Below are 17,574 nucleotides of genomic sequence, written 5' to 3' on the forward strand. Positions count from 1 at the left end.
ACGGAAGCGGAACGAACAGAGATGTACCAAGCGTGGAGCGAGTACCGGGGGGGTCTGCGGACTGGGACAAAACCAGGGGAGTGACGACGTAGAGGATGCGTAGGTCACGATCCGGAAACTGACAGTCTCGAGGTGTACAGTCTACTCGATGCTCAGAGTTCCGTCGCCGTCTCGAAGGCCTCCCAGACGGCTTCGTCGAGCGAACGGGGTGCCCAGCAATCGCCGACTCGGTGGATCGGCACGTCAGCATCCGAGAGGGCGCGGTACTGGTCGTAGCCGGCATCGCCACCGTGGGCGAAGACGACGGTGTCGACGCTGTCGCGACGTGTACGCTCGTCGTTGAAGACGTTCTGGAGAACGATTTCGTCAGCCCCGACAGCGTCGACTCGATGGTGCGGTGTCAGTGTGACGTCCTCGGCGTAGAGATCACCGAGGAGTGTGTTTTGGATGTACTGCTGGACCGACTCACCCGGCGTGTACGCCGCCGTGACGATCTCGACATCGGCGCCGGCGTTGATAGCTTCGGAGGCGACGTCAAGGGCAGCCTCGTTCCCATCCCAGTCAGCGACGAGAACCTCGTCTCCGAACGGATCGTCGGCACGGAGTGCGTCAACCGCGGTGTACGACGACACCGACCCAGCGACAGGAACGTCTGGTCTGCGCCCGGTTGCACCCGTCGCGAGGACGAGTTCGTCGGGGTCGTAGGCAGCGACGTCGTCCGGATCGAATCGCGTATCGAGTTCGACAGTCACGTCGTGCTCGTCGAGACGAGATGTGAGGGTGGCCAGCCAGTCTCGGTAGCGTCCGCGGTGGTCGAGGTCGGCGTAGGCAGTCACCTGTCCGCCGAGGTCGCCGGTGGCTTCGAGAAGAGTAACGTCGTGACCCCGTTCGGCCGCCGTCGTTGCTGCGACGAGTCCAGCTGGACCGCCACCGACGACGAGGATCGACTTCGGTGTCGTCACCGGATCGAGGTCACTGTATCCTACTTCGCGACCGGTGACCGGATTGATAGTACAGCGGATCGGCAAGCCCTCTTGGTACCGACCAATACAGCCTTGATTACAGGCGACGCATGGAATCACGTCGTCCCACTCCCCGGCTTTCGTCTTCGCCGGAAGTTCAGGATCGGCGATGAGCGCCCGAGTCATCCCGACCACGCCGGCACCCGTCTCGTTAAGCATGCGTATCGCCTTCTCGGGCGTGTTGATACGTGAAGTGACGATCGTCTCACCGTCGACAGTCCGATCGATGACCGCGGTGGGTGACTGCGTGACCGTTTCCGATTCGGTGGCCGGTGGGACGATGTAACTACAGCCTTCCTGCGTACTGGAGCTGCCGACCACGACACTCCAATAATCGAGCGTTGCCGCATCGTCGACGTGTTCGATGATCGGGAGCGTCTCCTCGAACGAGAGGCCCTGTTCGGAGCGTTCCTCAGCACTTATCCGGATCCCGACCACGAAGTCATCGCCCGTGTGTCGGCGAATACGATCGGCGATCGCGACGGTAAACCGACATCGGTTCTCCAGCGTGCCGCCGAACTCGTCGTCCCGGTTATTGACGTTTGGGCTCCAGAATTGCGCCGGCAGATAGCTGTGTGAGCCGACGATCTCGACACCGTCGAGGCCAGCTCGCTCCATCCGTACCGCTGCGTCGACGAAGGCGTCGATCATCTCGTACACTTCTGCCGTCTCCATCGGCCGCGGAATGACGTTCAAGCGGTCGGTGGGTTCATCGGAGGCCGAAAGCGCGGGCGGCGCGTACTCGCCGGCGTAGCGCTCGCGTCCGCCGTGAAAGAGTTGCGCCAGAAGACGAGTATCGGCCTCGTGCATCGCCTCGGCAAACGGTGCGTACGTCTCAACGATGTCGTCAGTGCTGGCGTCGATCGTGTGGTCGGTCAGTAGCCCACTTTCGTGAACGGCGTGGGCTTCGAGAACCACGAGGCCCGCCCCGCCGCGTGCTCGCTCAAGGTGGTATTCGAAGAAATCATCGGTTGGGTGATAGTCATGGACGAGCGTCGTCTGGTGGCCCGAGCTCATGATTCGATTAGGTAATTGGATCGGTCCTACCTGTGTTGGGTCAAAGAGTGGCGCATACTCCATATGTCTTCAAAATCCGTTATGGATTTTAAATTTCTGATAGATATTTGCTCGTGATGACGTCCACGCCATACACTCGAGCAACCGTTTCGAGGTGAACGGGCAAGCCTCGAGCCACCCCACCCGTCGCAGTTGACTGCTGACGCAGTGTTCGGGTGAGGATCACCGCTGTCCACGGCCACAGATCCGCCAAAACACCTATCGAGCCACAAACTAAAACGCACGCATGAGAACGTTCACCCTCTGTGACAAGATTTTGGAGGATGCTGTTCGAGGGAGGACGACAAGTCGGAGTGAGGGATACGAATGAGTCGACGTATCTGTGGGATCGCCCTCGTATTACTGATATTAATAGCGGTAACTGCTGGAATCGGAGCTGCACAAGACGAAGGCCAATACGTTCGTGGCGAGCCCGATCTCAGTGTGTATACTCCGGAACCAACGCTTACACCGGGAAGCACGACGGAACTGACTGTACAAGTCGCCAACGACGGTGAAGTTCACTCGGGGGCCGTAACACAGAGAGGAGTAGTTACAACGGCTCGAAGCGTCACCATCGAAATCGAAGACGACGACGTTCCGTTTACCGTTGAGACACGACGGAAGTCGATCGGCACGATCGCTGATGGAGACGTTCAGAACGTCCCGATCACCGTCACCACTCCCGAAGACATCGAGCGGGACGAATACACGCTCGATGTGAAGTTCAGGTATTCGTACACGTCACAGTATGCTCCCCGGAGTAACGTCGTTCAGGAACGGTCACGAACGGTGAGCAGATCGATAGACGTGGTCGTCGACGACGGCCCCGCGTTCGATCTTCGAACCGTCGATAGCGACGTTCAAGTCGGCGAATCCGGGACGTTCACTACGGAGATCACGAATCGAGGGGGCGAAACAGCCCGCAACGTCACCCTCGAGCTCGAAACCACCAGCGACGATCTCAGGCTGGGTGACACCGCTCGAAACACGGCTCACGTCGATCGGCTCGAGCCCGGAGAGAACGCGACGCTCAGATACGAGGTGGACGTTCGATCCGGTTCAGCCCTCCGCGATCTCGCCGTTAGGGGGACGGTCCAGTTTACCGACCCGGATGGAATACGAGATAGCCGCACCGGATCGATCGTCGGCTTACGACCGAAACCGGAACAGGCGTTTTCGCTGTCGATGACCAACACGACCTTTCGAGTTGGCGGCACTGGGACCGTCCGGGGTGAGATACGAAACGATGGTCCAGTCAACGTGAGCGATGTCGTCCTCGCCCTTGACGGAGCACAACTCGAATCAGGGAGTCCCACCTATGCTATCGGAGACCTCGCGGTCGGCGAAGCAGCGACCTTCCGATTCCGCGGAACGCTTCCCGACGAGGCCGACGCGGTGCCACAACAGTTCGGCGTAACGACTCGCTATCGGACACAAGCTGATAGTGAACGTACGAGCGAGAGTGCCATATACGTCCCTGTCGGGACTGAACAGGACTTCGAACTAACTGTGACGAACTCATCGCTTCGGGTTGGAGAGACCGGTACTGTCCAGGGAACGGTTGAGAACACCGGCCCGATCAACGTACGCGACGTCGTACTGTCCCTCGGAGACGCACCGTTCACCCCGCGAAATCCAGCCTACGCGATCGGTGACCTCGCTGTCGGTGAATCCGCGACCTTCCGATTCCGGGGCACAGTACCGTCGGGAGCCGACGCGGTGCCACAACAGATCGAAGTCGCAACTCGCTATCGCGACTCCGTTGATACTGATCAGGTGTCCGAAGATTCGCTGGTCGTTCCGATCGCTGACCGTCGAGACGCGGTCGCAGTGACGGCGATCGACCCGCAATTCTCCGCCGGCGAGGATGGCGTTCTCGAATTGGACGTCACGAACCGGAGAGACGTCGAGATCCGTGACGTGTATCTCAGGTTGGAAGTCAACGAACCGCTAGAGAGCGAATTCCGGACGGCGGTGATACCATCGTTACAGCCGGGAGAGACGACTCGTGTCGCGTTCGACCTCGAGATCGAGAACGGCGCACCGACAAGTCAGTTTCCGGCGACAGTCGCCGTCGAGTACACTGGTGAAGACGGGACCCAGAACACGACTCGGCCAGCGACCGTTGCGATCACGGTGACGGAGACGGACGGAGGCGATATCCCCGGTGAAATCTTCATATTCGCGATTCTGTTGCTGCTCGTTGCTGGTGGTGGGTGGTGGTTCTATGCGAGATGATGCGATGACTGTCCCGCCGATCGAAACACGTGATCTCACCAAAGACTACGGCAGTGTGGTTGCGAACGACTCGGTGTCGTTCACTGTAAAGAAAGGGGAAGTGTTCGGCTTTCTCGGCCCGAACGGAGCCGGTAAATCGACGACGATCCGGATGCTTCTGGGGTTGATCCGGCCGACCGCAGGGACAGCGACCGTTCTCGGGGCAGACATCCACGACGAATCCGCACTGATCGACGTAAAACAACGTATCGGGTATTTGCCGGCCCATCTCGGATTTAACGAGGAAGTGACTGGCGAGGACGTTCTCGAGTACCACGCCTCGATCAAAGGAGATAGCCGACTAACAGAACTCCTGGATATGTTCACACCCCCTATCGAACGCCCGATCCGAGAATACTCGACTGGAAACAAACGAATGCTCGGGTTGATCCAGGCGTTTATGCATGACCCCGATCTCGTGATTATGGACGAACCCACATCCGGACTGGATCCTCTCAAGCAGGAGGAGTTCAACGAGTTCATCAGAGCCGAACGAGAGCAGGGTATGACCGTGTTCTTCTCCTCGCACGTACTCAGTGAGGTCCGACGTGTCTGTGACCGGGTCGGTATTATTCGGGAGGGAGCGCTCGTGGAGCTCGAAAACGTCGAGACGCTGTTGAGTCAGGGTGGGAAACGGATCAGAGTCAGTACGAGCGACGAGTCCTATTCCGGTCTGATGTCGCTCGATGACGTCGTCGACGTACAACGCTTCCCTGACGGTATTCAGTTTATATACACGGGCGAGTACAACACGCTCCTCCAAGCACTCGTCGAACACGACGTGCAAGAGATAGATATCGCTGAACCTCCGCTCGAGGACGTTTTCATCCACTATTACGGTGAGCGTGAGTCAGAGTACGCCGATGGAACGGGCGATGCGGATGTTTGAAACGGCCCGGTACGAGATCAGTCGACGCGTTCGAGGAACGATGGTGCTCTCCGTCGCTATCAGTCTCTATGCTGGGTTTATTGTCTGGTATTTCACGGTCTTAGAGGGAGTTTCGATCGAAGACGTGTTCGAAGAGCTTCCACCGGCGATGATGGAAGCGTTTGGAATCGAGACGCTCTCAACGATCGAAGGCTTTCTCGGGGCGCAGATCTATAATTTCGTGTGGCTGCTTGGATTAGGACTGTACTTTGCGTATGTCGCAGGAGGGATCGTCGCCGCCGACATCGAGAACGATCGGATGGATCTACTGTTGTCGTTTCCGATCTCTCGGTCACAACTCCTCGTTGAGAAAGCAGCCTCGTTACTACTACCCATCGTCGTCGTTAACGTCGTTGTTGGGTGTGTGATCTATCTCTTGGCGGCGTCGATCGGTGAACGAATAGACGTAACACACCTCGCGTTAACCCACGTACTCTCGGTCCCGTACCTCCTCGTTTGTACGGCGATCGGGCTGGTGTTCTCCGTCGCTGTCGACCGAGCAGCGATCGCTGAGCGAGGGGCTATCGGGGTGGTATTCGCTCTCTTTCTCATCGAATCCGCCGTCAGTGGTGCCAGCGAATACGAATGGATCCGATACATCAGCCCAACACACTATTATGAACCGACGCCGCTGTTGATCGATGGGTCGTACGAGTTGATCGATACCGGAATACTCCTCGTGGCCTTCGTGGGGTTGGTACTTCTCAGTCAGATCCTCTTTTATCAGCGAGATATATAACGAGGAGGACAGTCCTGTCGAGAGTCAGATCCGTGTTCTCCGGCGATAGCAGATCCCGTGAACGCCGAGGATTTCCCTTTGATCTCCGTGATAAAAACGCGTTCGCGACCGGCCCGGTCGGGCCGGCCGTGGGTGGTTAGGTCAGACGGTTAGGAGTCGGCGCGACGGTCGGGGGAGCCGGGTGCGCGGGTCGTTCCCGAACTTCAGCCCTCTCGCGGGTCGCGGATGCGACCCGCTCAGTAACGAGGTTCTTTCAGAACCTCGCTTACATCGCGCCGCCCATGCCGCCCATGCCGCCCATGCCGCCGCCCATACCGCCGGGGCCGCCGGCGGGCATGTCGTCGTCGCCGCCGTCGTCGGAGCCGCCGCCCTTGAGGTCGCCGGCCGCGATGACGTCGTCGATGCGGAGGATCATGACGGCCGCCTCGGTGGCGGACTCGATGGCCTGGGTCTTGACGCGGAGCGGCTCCACGACGCCCTCGGCCTCCATGTCGATCACGTCGCCCGTGTAGGCGTCGAGACCGGCGCCGAACTCGCCGCCGTCGTGGCGAGAGCGCAGGTCGACGAGCGAGTCGATGGGGTCGAGACCCGCGTTCTCGGCGAGCGTGCGCGGGATGACCTCCAGCGCGTCGGCGAACGCCTCGACGGCGAGCTGCTCGCGCCCGCCGACGGAGTCGGCGAAGTCACGGAGCTGGAGGGCGAGCTCGGCCTCGGGCGCGCCGCCGCCGGGCAGAACCTGCCCGTCGAGCAGTGTCGTCCGGACGACGCCGAGCGAGTCCTCGATGGCGCGCTCGATCTCGTCGACGACGTGCTCGGTGCCGCCGCGCAGGATGAGCGTGACGGACTTGGCCTCCTCGACGTCCTCGACGAAGATGCGCTCGTCGCCGCCGACGTCCTTCTGGGCGACGGAGCCGGCGAAGCCGAGGTCGTCGCTCTCGATGTCGTCGAGGTTGGAGACGACGCGACCGCCCGTCGCGCGGGCGAGGCGTTTGAGGTCGTCGGACTTGGCGCGGCGGACCGCCAGGATGCCCTCCTGGGCGAGGTAGTGCTGGGCCATGTCGTCGATGCCGTCGCCGACGAAGACGACGTCGGCGCCGATGTCGACGAGGTGGTCGACCATCTCACGTAGCTGTGCTTCCTCCTGGTCGAGGAACTGCTGGAGCTGGTCGGGGTCGGTGACGTTGACCTCGGCGTCGATCTCGGTCTCCTTCACTTCGATGGCGCCGTCGAACAGCGCGACGTCCGCGTCCTCGACCGCGTAGGGCATGTTCTCGTCGACGCGCTCTTTGTCGACGATGACGCCCTCGACGAGCTCGGACTGGTCGATGGAGCTCCCGACGACCTTCTCGACGGAGACGTTCTCCGTGTCGATGCCGTCCTCGTCTTTGACCGCGAGCACGGCGTCGACGACGAGGTCGGCGAGCAGGTCCTTGGAGTTCTCCGCGCCCTTGCCGGTCATCGCCGTCTGGGCGATCTCGACGAGGGTCTCGCGGTCGTCCTCGGTGACCTCGATGGCGTCCTCCTCGAGGATCTCCTTGGCCTTCTCGGCAGCCTGGCGGTACCCCTGTGCGAGGGTGGTCGCGTGGATGTCCTGGTCGAGGAGCTCCTCGGCCTGGTCGAGGAGTTCCCCGGCGACGACGACGGCGGACGTGGTTCCGTCACCGACCTCGTCCTCCTGAGTCTCGGACACCTCGACGATCATGTTCGCTGCCGGGTGGTCGATGTCCATCTCTTTGAGGATGGTGACGCCGTCGTTCGTGACGACGACGGACCCGCCGGAGTCGACGAGCATCTTGTCCATCCCTTTCGGGCCGAGGGTGGTGCGGACGGACTCCGCGACCGCCTTCCCGGCCGTGATGTTCATGTTCTGGGCGTCCTTTCCGGAGGTGCGCTGCGACTCCTCGGAAAGTACGATCATCGGCTGGTTACCCATCCGCTGTCGCTGAGACATAATCAACCTCTGATTGTTTGTGATTCTATATAAACCTTTTGTTCGCTTCGTGCGAAACCGCAACACGTGGGGGGTTAACAGCGTCGTGTGTGGCTCGTTATCATGGTCCTTTATATAGAACGACGGATCGAGCGTTGTCCGAGAGCTGGTCCTCGTCGGCGGAGCCGAACGGCCGGGGAGCGAAAACGAGGTTCCAAAGGAGCGAAAACGAGGTTCCGAAGGGGGATCGATCGCGCGGAAACGGGACCCACGGCCGCGAATCGCGTCACCGCGGCGCGTTGAAGCTCACGTCGTCGTTCAGCTCGTTGGACTTGCGCTCGAGGAAAGAGTAGACCGCGCCGTGGGGGGCGCCGTCGAGCAACATCCCGACCGCCCGACGGACGGCCTGGAGCTCCTCCGGATCGCCCACGGCCCCGACCGTGGTGCCGTAGACGACGACGTTCGCGCCCGTCAGCTCCTCCATCAGCTCGCGGGTCCGGCCGTTCTCGCCGATGATCCGACCCTTCTTGCGCTGGAGGTCGTTGTCGTTGCGGGTGTGTTCGGTGAGGTCGATCAGCTCCAGGGTCCGGAGGTCGTGGTCGAGGATCGACAGCGCGGTCTCCGGTGTGAACCCCCGGCCGATCGCCTTGATCACGTCCGGCGCGACCAGCGCGGCGACGGGGTCGCCGGTCTCCTCGATGGCGACGCTGCCGGACTCCGAGTCGATGTCGAGTCTGACGCCCGCCCGGTCTTCGATCTCCCGCATCGTCTCGCCGCCGGCCCCGATGACGACGCCGATACGGTCCTGCGGAACCGTCACGTGTTGCATACGGGTTGATACCCGGCGAAGCCTTTTAAATATGTTCCGCTGGCACCGGGTATGTTGGCGCGTGACGGGGCGATTCGGCGTTTTTCGGGAGGTTTCGAGCAGACACTCCGACCCGCTGTTTACACCGCTTACAATGCTTTCGTTACGAACGCTTTTATCACGTCACACCGAAGCGTCAGCCGTCCATGTCCATCGACAGAGACACCTTCGAGGACGCGAGCGAGGACGAGCTCGCGGGGCTCTCAGCACCCGATCAGGTGCTTGGATTCCTCGCCGCACACGACGACCGCGCCTTCGAGGCACGCGAAATCGCCTCGCGGATCGATCTGGACACCGGCAGCGTCAGCACGGCCCTCTCGCGGTTGAAACGGCGCGGCCTCGTCGAACACAAGGCGACCTACTGGGCGATTACGAACGACTCGGATCGACTGACGGAGTACGACGGATACGAGCGCGCGACGGCCCTGTTCAACGATCGACTCGGCAGCGAAGACGAAGCGGCGTGGCGCGACCGCAGCCCCGACGAGCCGCACCCGAGTCTCGGTGACGAAGCGTGATTGACGCCGAGCAACCGATATTCGAACGCGGCGACGTCGTGTACGGTGACGATCCGTTCAACGGGGGCGAAGCGGCGCGCCCGTGGCTAATCGTGTCGAACCACGAGGGCCGTTCGTTTCACGGCGAGCAGTACCTCGCGCTCACGCTGACGACTCGATCGTGGATGGACGGGCTCGTCGAGATCCCCGAAGGAGCGTGGATCCGCGGTGGAACGCCGGCGACGAGCCGAATCGTTCCGTGGGGCGTTCAGTCGCTCGCACGAAGCGACATCGATCGGTGGCAAGGACGACTCCGCGACGGCGTCGTCGACGGGGCGGTCGACGCACTCGTCGACGAGATCCGTCGAAGCGATACCTAGCGACACAGCGGCAGGCTTTTTTAAGGCACGAGGATTCGATCGGGGGGACCGGATCGAACGCGAGGTCGCCGGCAAAACGTATTCGCTCGCGGTCTACGCCCGCGAGGTCTGACTCCCGGCGGCTCGACCGAATCGTCGGCCTCGCTACTCGTCCGATCCCCGCTCCGACGCCCCCTCCGGCTCCCCTGTCGGGTCGGGCTCCGGCTCCGTCACGTACGCGCGGAGGTCCTCGGGGTCGACCTCGATCCCCTGCCGGGTGAAGAAGGTCGCGACGTTCTCGCAGTCGCGGTCGAGGAACTCGCCGGCGTTCGGGTGGTGAACGGTGACGGCCTGTCCCATGTCGATGACCACCAGCTCGCCGTCGTGGATGATCATGTTGTACTCCGAGAGGTCGCCGTGGATCAGCCCGGCGCGGTACAGCCGGCGCATGTACTCGCGGACGACCTCGTAGGCGGTCTCGGGGTTCTCGACGTCGACCTCGCTCAGCCGGCGGGCGCGCTCCTCGGCGTGGCCGACCAGCTCCATCACCAGCACGTTCCGCTGGACCGCGATGGGCTCGGGAACGCGGACGCCGGCCTTGCGGGCGCGTTTCAGGTTCGCAAACTCCTTTTTCGTCCACGCCAGCACGACCGCCTTCTTGTCGTTCGCGATCCCCTCGAACCGCGGGTCGCCCTCGAGGTAGTCGCGCATCTGCCTGAAGTTCGAGGAGTTGATCCGGTACACCTTCACCGCGACCTCGCGGGCGTGTTCGTCGGCGGCTGCGGCCGACCCCGGCTCGGGTCGCTCGCCGGCCTCCCCGCCGAGCGCCTCGAAGACGCTCGCCTCCTTGCCGGTCGAGACGGGACCGCCGAAGGCGTCGACGTAGCCGTCCTGGACCAGCTTGTACACCGCGGCGAGCGTCGCGTCGTCGAAGACCGACTCCTGGAGTTTGAACTGCTCGGTGTCTTTCACCCGTTCGCGGAACTCGCTGAACTCCCGGTCCTGCCGGCGGGCGATCCGGTCCGCCTCGGTGTCCGAGACGTCCAGTTCCTCCCACTCGTCGCCGGGTTGGTCCTCGGGTTCGAGCAGCACGAACTCCTCGCTCATTCGTCCGGCCTTCGCCGCGGCGACGTATAAGCGGGCGGGTCGACCCGCCGGCACGGTCCCGGCGTCCGCACCCGGCGTGGGGTATATACGGCGGAACGGCCTACGTGATCCCGTGACATCCCGGACGATCCGCGCCCGCGACCGGCCGGTGTTCGGCGTCGACGTGCAGAGCGGCGACGTCCGCGGCGACGCCCCCTCCTACGCGCTCGTGGTCCTCGACCCGGTCGACGACGACGACCCCGACGTCCCGGACGCGGACGGGCCGCTCGCGCGGGTCACCCGCGACGTGGTCTCGCTCCGCAAGCTCCGCCGGCTGATCGACGACCGCGAGCCGCTGTACGTCGCCACCGACAACGCCTACGAGCTGGCCCCCGACAAGAACGCGCTCGTGGGCTTGCTGCGGTCGCTACCGGACGGGACCCGACTCGTCCAGGTGACGGGAGCCGAACGTCCGGAGCCGCTCTCGCGGGTCGCCTCCCGCCACGGGATCCCGTACGGAAAGGAGCCGATGAAGGAGGCCGAGGCGGCCGCCCGGCTCGCAGCGGCCAACGTCGGCCACGAGGTGACCGCATTCACCGACGAGACCACGGTCAAGGTCTCGCGTGGGCGCTCGACCGGAAAGGGCGGGTGGAGCCAGGACCGCTACACCCGCCGGATCCACGGCAACGTCAGGAAGCGGACGCGGCAGGTCCAGTCGAAGCTCCGGGAGGCGAACCTCGAGTTCGACCGCGAGGTGACGGAGAAGTACGGCGGCTACGCGAACGCCGTCTTCACCGTCGAGGCCCGACCCGAGGAGATCCCCGTGTCGGGCTCTCGGGCGGGCGACGTCCGCGTGGAGGTCGAACGCGAGCGTCGCGACGGGATCGAGTACGAGCCGCTCGTCCAGCGGCGCGACCGCGTCATCGTCGGGATCGACCCCGGGACGACCACCGCGGCCGCCGTCGTCGGCCTCGACGGGACCGTCCACGCGCTCTACTCCTCGCGGACCGCCGACACCGCCGAGGTGACGGAGTGGATAATCGAGCAGGGCCGGCCGATCCTCGTCGCTGCCGACGTGGAGCCGATGCCCGAGACGGTCGAGAAGTTCCGGCGCTCCTTCGACGCCGCCGGCTGGCAGCCGACGACGGACCTCCCGGTCGACGAGAAGCTCCACCGGACGCGGGAGGCGAGCTACGGGAACGACCACGAGCGCGACGCGCTGGCGGCCGCGCTGTACGCCTACGACGCCCACGCCGACCAGTTCGAGCGGATCACGGCGAAGACGCCGCCGCGGCTCGACCGCGGGGCGGTGATCGCCGGCGTCGTCGCCGGCGGCGAGTCCGTCGAGACCGTCATCGAGGAGCTCCGGACGGACGCCGCCGGCGACGGCGACGAGGACGGGTCGACGCCCGAGGAGGACCCCACCGAGCCGGAACGCACCGAGGAGGAGGAGACGATCCGTCGGCTCCGCGACCGGGTCGACCGGCTGGAGTCGCACGCGGAGTCGCTCGAGGCCGACCTCGACGACCGCGACGAGCGGATCGCGGAGCTGGAGGCCGAACTCGAGGAGGCGAAACGCGAGGAGCGGATCGAAGCGCGGAGCCGGCGGCTCGTCTCGCGGCTCGAACGCGAGACGGATCGCCTGGAGCGCGAGCGCGACGAGGCCCGCGAAACGGTCGAGACGCTCGAGGGGAAAGTGGCGACCCTCAAGGAGCTGTGGCGGCTCGACCACTCGAACTTCGGCGACGTCGCGGCCGACAGGGGACTGACCAGCGTGAAGGTCGTAGAACAGTTCACGCTCGACGCGATCGACGCGGCCGACGAGGCGTACGGTCTCGTCGCCGGCGACGTGGTCTACCTGCGGGACGCCTCCGGGGCGGGACGCCGGACGGCGGAGCGGCTCGCCGACGTCGACCCCCGCGCGGTGATCCGCGACGGCAACCTCTCGGAGGTCGCCGACCGGGTGCTCTTCGACCACGGGATCCCGGTCGTTCCCGTGGACGACGTCACCGTTCGCGAGGTCGACGAGCTCGCGGTCGCCGAGGAGGCGGAGCTGGAGGTGGCCATCGACGACTGGGAGTCGCGCGCCGAGCGTCGCCGTCGCGACGAGAAGGCCGAACGGATCGACCGGATCATCTCCGAACACCGGGCGGGGACGAGACTCGAGACGGAGGAGTGACCGGTCGGATCGCCGAGGCGTTTTCAGAAGTCATATGCCGAGCCCCCGCACTACCGTAGCCATGGACGCCTACGAGCGGATCACCCGGAACACGGCCGAGGTGGTCACCGAGGAGGAGATCGAGACGCTGGCCGACGACCCCGACGGGAAACGGGCGTACGTCGGCTACGAGCCCTCCGGCGTTCTTCACATCGGCCACATGCTCACGGCGAACAAGCTGATCGACCTCCAGGAGGCCGGCTTCGAGGTCACCGTCCTCCTCGCGGACGTCCACGCGTACCTCAACGACAAGGGGTCGTTCGCGGAGATCCGGAGCACCGCGGAACGGATGCGCGACCAGTTCATCGCCTACGGGCTCGACGAGTCGAACACCCAGTTCGTGCTCGGCTCCGACTTCCAGCTCGACGAGGACTACACGCTCGACCTCCACGCGCTCGAGCTCGAGACGACGCTGGCCCGCGCCGAGCGCGCCATGGCCGAGATCAAGTCGGGCGACTCGGTGAAGGTCTCACAGGCCGTCTACCCGCTGATGCAGGCGCTCGACATCCCGTACCTCGGGGTCGACCTCGCGGTCGGCGGGATGGAACAGCGGAAGGTCCACATGCTCGCGCGCGACGTGCTCCCGAGCATCGACCGCGAGCCGCCGACGAGCCTCCACACGCCGCTCATCGCCGACCTCGGGACCGGCGAGGGCAAGATGTCCTCCAGTACGGGCGTCACCCTCTCGATGGAGGACTCCCGCGAGGAGATCGAAGAGAAGGTGAACAAGGCGTACTGCCCGCCCACCGTCGATCCCGACCCGACCGAGGAGGGCGTCGAGCGCGAGAACCCCGTCCTCCAGGTGTTCGAGTACCACGTCTTCCCGCGGTTCGAGACGGTCGTCGTCGAACGTCCGAACGAGTACGGCGGCGACCTCGAGTACGGGGCGTACGAGGCGCTCGAGGCCGACCTCGAGTCCGGCGAACTCCACCCGGCGGACGCCAAGGGCGCGCTCACCGAATATCTCGACCGGCTCATCGCACCCGGCCGCGAGCAGTTGGCGGAGTAGCGGCGTCTTCCCTCGGGGTCCTCACCGCGCGACCCCGTTCGCTCCCGGTCGTCCCTCGTCCGTCCCCGTTCGCTCCTCGTGCGGACACGTCCCGTCGAGACACCGGCGGCCGCTCGCCGTCTCGAACACCGGGAGCCCGCAGTCGCACTCGTCGACGGCGACGCCCGACGGGATCGAGAGCGTGGTCTCACAGTCCGGAGCGTTCTCGCAGGCGAGGTAGACGCGGCCGGGCGCGTACCGGACCGCGAGCGCCCCGCCGCAGTCCGGGCAGTCCCAGACGCGGTCGAACCGGTCGGCGACGGCCGCCGCGAGCGGGTCGCAGGCCGGATCGAGACACAGGTGGAACGGCTCGCCGCGCTCGACGCGGACCTTCGGTAACCCGCAGTCCTCGCAGGTCGCGTCCGTGACGCTCGCGCCCGCCGGGAGCCCCCACCGACGCTCGCAGCCGAGACAGACGACGTCGCCGCGCGAGCGCACGAGCGGGCCGTCGTCGTCGGGACAGGTCCCGACCGGGATCCCCGCCTCGGTGACGGGGAGCGCCCGGCTGGCGGTCGCCTCCTCGGCGACGACGCGGAGCTGTCGGGACCCCTCGCGTGCCGTGACGGTAAACCCCGCGCCGTCGCCCTCGACGACGACGGAGTCCGGACGGGTGAGCCACGCCACGGGCTGGTAGCCGTCGGCGTCGTGGACGAGGGTGGTGTTGTCGGGCTTTATGAGGACGACGACCCGGCCGCGGTGGGTACGGGTCCGGTCGCCGCGCTCGGTCACCTGACAGTCGCCGGCGAGGACGCGAAGGCGTGCTGGCATGCGCCGTCTGGCCGCGGCATGCGTGTTAAGCAGTCGGGAGGGAAGGCGAATCGTGTGAAACGGTCGGGACGGGGGACGTCAGGACCCGTCCTCGACCCGCGAGACGAGGTCGCTCGCCGCCGTCGTGGCGCGGGCGCGGACCGAGTCGGCGTCCATCGTCAGCACCTCGCGGTCGCGCATGAGGACGCGGCCGTCACAGACGGTGTGGCGCACGTCGCTCCCGCGGACCGCGTACGCGAGGTGTGAGACGGGGTCGTGGACCGGCGTCAGGTGCGGCGCGTCGAGGTCGACGACGGCGAGGTCGGCCGCCGCTCCCTCGGCGATCCGACCACCGGGCAGGTCGAGCGCGTCCGCGCCGCCGGCGGTCGCCATCTCCACGACGGCCTCGGCGGGCACCGCGCTGGCGTCCCCCGTAGCGAGCTTGCCGACCATCGCGGCGTCGCGCATCTCGTCGAAGAGGTCGAGGTCGTTGTTCGAGGCCGCCCCGTCGGTGCCGAGCGCGACCGTGACGCCCGCCTCGCGCATGCGCTGGACGGGGGCGGTCCCGCTCGCCAGCTTCATGTTCGAGGCCGGACAGTGGACGGCCGCGGTCCCCGTCCCGGCGAGCAGGGCTATCTCCGCGTCGTCGACGTGGACGCAGTGGGCGAGGAAGGTCCCCTCGCCGAGCGCGCCGAGGTCGTCGGCGTACTCGAGGGGGCGCTCCCCGCGCTCGGCGACGATCGGGTCGACCTCCTCGCGCGTCTCGTTGGCGTGGAGGTGGACGGGGATCCCGGCCTCGTTCGCTCGCTCCATCCCCTCGCGGAGGTAGGTCTCGTCCACCGTCGTCAGCGAGTGCGGCATGAACGCGGTCCGGATCCGGCCGTCAGCGGCGCCGTCGAGCTCGGCGGCGACCGACAGGCTCTCCTCGACGTCGTCGACCGCCGCCTCCTCGTCCTTCCCGACCGTGACGACGCCGTGGCCGAGCCGCGCGCGCAGGCCCGCACGGTCGACCACGTCGGCGACGCGGTCGGTCGCGAAGTACATGTCCGCGAACGCGGTCGTCCCCGACCGGATCATCTCGAGGACGCCCAGCTCCGCGCCGACCTCGATGTCGTCGTCGGTGAGCTCCGCCTCCGCCGGCCAGATGTCCTCGCGGAGCCACGCGTCGAGCGGTTTGTCGTCGGCGTAGCCGCGCAGCAACGTCATCGAGACGTGGGTGTGTGCGTTGACCAGCCCGGGGATCACGAGCCCGCCGGTCGCGTCGAGCGTCTCCGAGGCGTCGGCGACGTGCTCGGCGACCGACCCGCCGTCGCCGACGGCGTGGACCGTTCCCGTCTCGCGGTCGACGACGACGTCGCCCTCCCGCACGCGGCCGTCGGGGTGGAGGACCCGACCGCCGGTGATACGAAGCGTGTCCATGCGGGTCGGTTCCGCGCCGCGGGCCTAACGCCTTCCGTTCGTCGCCGGCGGGGGCGACGCGACCTACTCCGCGTCGACGACCGAGTACAGCACGAGCGCGACGACCGCGCCCACCGCCGGCACGAGCGCCAGCACCAGGAACGTCCCGCGCACGGTCGTGACCCCGAGGAGGTAGCCGGCGAGCGCCGCGCCGGCAGCGCCGACCCCGAAGTTGGCGAGGTAGGTGTAGCCGTACGAGAGCCCGCGGCCGTCAGGCGGGCTGTAGACGGCGATCGCGGCCTGGTACAGCGGCTGGATCGAGAAGAGGACGAAGCCGAACACGGCGCTCATCGCGACGAGCGGCCAGAGGCCGGCCTCGGCGACCGGGATGAAGAGCACGGCGAGGACGACGAGCGCCGTGAACACCACAGCCAACCCGGCGGACACCTGGATCCGGTCGGTGAGCTTGCCGCCGACGTACTGCCCGGCTATCCCGACGGTCAAGAGCCCCGCGTACAGGTAGGAGGCGAGGTCGAACTCCTCGGCCATCGGGCTGTCCGGCGCGAAGAGGCCGATGGTGCCCGAGACGTCCGGGAGGTACCCGCCCAACACGTCCGGCAGGAAGGTGAGCACGCCGCGGTAGAAGATCCCGTTCATGAGGACGACCGCCATCGCGAGCGCGAACCCGAGGGTGAAAAGCGCCCGGCTGTCCGCGAGGAACGCGCCGATCGACTCGGGACCGGCGGACCGGCCGTCGTCCCCGGTCCCGTCGGCGTCTCCCGTTTCGTCGGCGTCTCCCGTCCCGTCGTTCCCCCCGATCTCCTCGACGTCGACGGCCGCCATCTCGTCGAACTCGGCGGTCAGCGCGTACGCGACCGCGAGCACGGCGGGTGCGACGAGCAGCGCGGAGACGAGCCGCCATTCGAAGAGGATGAGCAGCGAGGCGGTGACGAGCGGGCCGAACGCGATCCCCAGGTTGCCGGCCATCCCGTGGTAGGCGAAGCCGGTCCCGCTCTCCTCGACCCCCGTCGAGATCAGGGAGAGCGACGCCGGGTGGTGGACGCTCGCGAAGACGCCCCACAGGCCGAGCGCGAGCGCGATCGTCGCCGTCCCCTGGGCAGTGCTCAAGAGCAGGAAGGACGCGCCCATCCCCGCCAACCCGACGAGGACCATCGACTTCGTGCTGTAGCGGTCCGCGAGGATCCCGCTCGGGAGCGCGCCGATCCCGAAGAGCGCGTAGCCCACCGCCACGATGGTGCCGATCGTCGCGGTCGTCACGGAGAACTCGGAGAGCCAGATCACGACGAGGATCGGGATCGAGAGCTCGTAGGTGTGGACGATCGCGTGAGACACCATCGTGAACGCCACGATCGACCGGCCGTTCTCGTTCATTCACCC

The 17,574-nt window shown here is 65.7% G+C and carries 14 protein-coding genes; 7 read left to right on the plus strand and 7 right to left on the minus strand.

Annotation, left to right across the window (positions count from 1 at the left end; all coding sequences use genetic code 11):
- Positions 1–152: 152 nt before the first annotated feature.
- Positions 153–2,102 carry an FAD-dependent oxidoreductase gene (locus tag DQW50_RS05760; protein ID WP_112078342.1) on the minus strand — a complete coding sequence of 650 codons (1,950 nt, stop codon included), beginning with the start codon at positions 2,100–2,102 and terminating at the stop codon, positions 153–155.
- Between the two features lie 303 nt (positions 2,103–2,405).
- Between DQW50_RS05760 and DQW50_RS05765 the strand changes: the two genes are divergently transcribed.
- The 3 genes from DQW50_RS05765 to DQW50_RS05775 are packed head-to-tail and all read left to right on the plus strand — an operon-like array spanning position 2,406 to position 6,025.
- Positions 2,406–4,319, plus strand: coding sequence for an NEW3 domain-containing protein (locus DQW50_RS05765; protein WP_112078343.1), 1,914 nt, complete (start codon positions 2,406–2,408; stop codon positions 4,317–4,319).
- Positions 4,309–5,247, plus strand: a complete 939-nt coding sequence (locus tag DQW50_RS05770; RefSeq protein ID WP_241964359.1) for an ABC transporter ATP-binding protein — start codon at positions 4,309–4,311, stop codon at positions 5,245–5,247. Before DQW50_RS05765 ends, DQW50_RS05770 begins: the two co-directional genes overlap by 11 nt.
- On the plus strand, positions 5,240–6,025 hold the full coding sequence (locus DQW50_RS05775) for an ABC transporter permease subunit (protein WP_112078445.1): 786 nt from the start codon (positions 5,240–5,242) through the stop codon (positions 6,023–6,025). Before DQW50_RS05770 ends, DQW50_RS05775 begins: the two co-directional genes overlap by 8 nt.
- A gap of 265 nt (positions 6,026–6,290) precedes the next feature.
- Here DQW50_RS05775 and thsA read toward each other — a convergent pair whose 3' ends face one another.
- Both thsA and DQW50_RS05785 read right to left on the minus strand, forming a co-directional pair.
- Positions 6,291–7,943, minus strand: coding sequence for a thermosome subunit alpha (gene thsA / locus DQW50_RS05780; RefSeq protein ID WP_112078446.1), 1,653 nt, complete (start codon positions 7,941–7,943; stop codon positions 6,291–6,293).
- A gap of 298 nt (positions 7,944–8,241) precedes the next feature.
- Positions 8,242–8,784, minus strand: coding sequence for a KH domain-containing protein (locus DQW50_RS05785; RefSeq protein ID WP_112078345.1), 543 nt, complete (start codon positions 8,782–8,784; stop codon positions 8,242–8,244).
- 185 nt (positions 8,785–8,969) lie between these two features.
- Here DQW50_RS05785 and DQW50_RS05790 point away from each other — a divergent pair, with 185 nt between their 5' ends.
- Positions 8,970–9,341 (plus strand): helix-turn-helix domain-containing protein, encoded by a 372-nt coding sequence (locus DQW50_RS05790; protein WP_112078346.1) that lies wholly within the window; start codon positions 8,970–8,972, stop codon positions 9,339–9,341.
- On the plus strand, positions 9,338–9,700 hold the full coding sequence (locus DQW50_RS05795) for a type II toxin-antitoxin system PemK/MazF family toxin (RefSeq protein ID WP_112078347.1): 363 nt from the start codon (positions 9,338–9,340) through the stop codon (positions 9,698–9,700). Before DQW50_RS05790 ends, DQW50_RS05795 begins: the two co-directional genes overlap by 4 nt.
- Positions 9,701–9,844: 144 nt before the next feature.
- Here DQW50_RS05795 and rio1 read toward each other — a convergent pair whose 3' ends face one another.
- Positions 9,845–10,786 carry a serine/threonine-protein kinase Rio1 gene (gene rio1 / locus DQW50_RS05805; RefSeq protein ID WP_112078348.1) on the minus strand — a complete coding sequence of 314 codons (942 nt, stop codon included), beginning with the start codon at positions 10,784–10,786 and terminating at the stop codon, positions 9,845–9,847.
- Positions 10,787–10,898: 112 nt separating this feature from the next.
- On the opposite strand from rio1, the gene DQW50_RS05810 reads away from it, so the two are divergent.
- On the plus strand, positions 10,899–12,944 hold the full coding sequence (locus DQW50_RS05810; protein WP_112078349.1) for a DUF460 domain-containing protein: 2,046 nt from the start codon (positions 10,899–10,901) through the stop codon (positions 12,942–12,944).
- A 61-nt stretch (positions 12,945–13,005) separates the two neighbouring features.
- Positions 13,006–13,992, plus strand: coding sequence for a tyrosine--tRNA ligase (locus DQW50_RS05815; protein ID WP_112078350.1), 987 nt, complete (start codon positions 13,006–13,008; stop codon positions 13,990–13,992).
- A 21-nt stretch (positions 13,993–14,013) separates the two neighbouring features.
- Here DQW50_RS05815 and DQW50_RS05820 read toward each other — a convergent pair whose 3' ends face one another.
- The 3 genes from DQW50_RS05820 to DQW50_RS05830 all read right to left on the minus strand — a co-directional run bounded on the left by DQW50_RS05820 (position 14,014) and on the right by DQW50_RS05830 (position 17,568).
- Positions 14,014–14,799 (minus strand): topoisomerase DNA-binding C4 zinc finger domain-containing protein, encoded by a 786-nt coding sequence (locus DQW50_RS05820; RefSeq protein WP_112078351.1) that lies wholly within the window; start codon positions 14,797–14,799, stop codon positions 14,014–14,016.
- 78 nt (positions 14,800–14,877) lie between these two features.
- Positions 14,878–16,197: an amidohydrolase gene (locus DQW50_RS05825; RefSeq protein WP_112078352.1), complete on the minus strand. Its 1,320-nt coding sequence runs from the start codon at positions 16,195–16,197 to the stop codon at positions 14,878–14,880.
- A 63-nt stretch (positions 16,198–16,260) separates the two neighbouring features.
- Positions 16,261–17,568, minus strand: a complete 1,308-nt coding sequence (locus DQW50_RS05830) for an MFS transporter (RefSeq protein WP_112078353.1) — start codon at positions 17,566–17,568, stop codon at positions 16,261–16,263.
- Positions 17,569–17,574: the final 6 nt, after the last annotated feature.

The organism is Halorubrum sp. 48-1-W, from assembly GCF_003287355.1.
Classification (GTDB): domain Archaea; phylum Halobacteriota; class Halobacteria; order Halobacteriales; family Haloferacaceae; genus Halorubrum.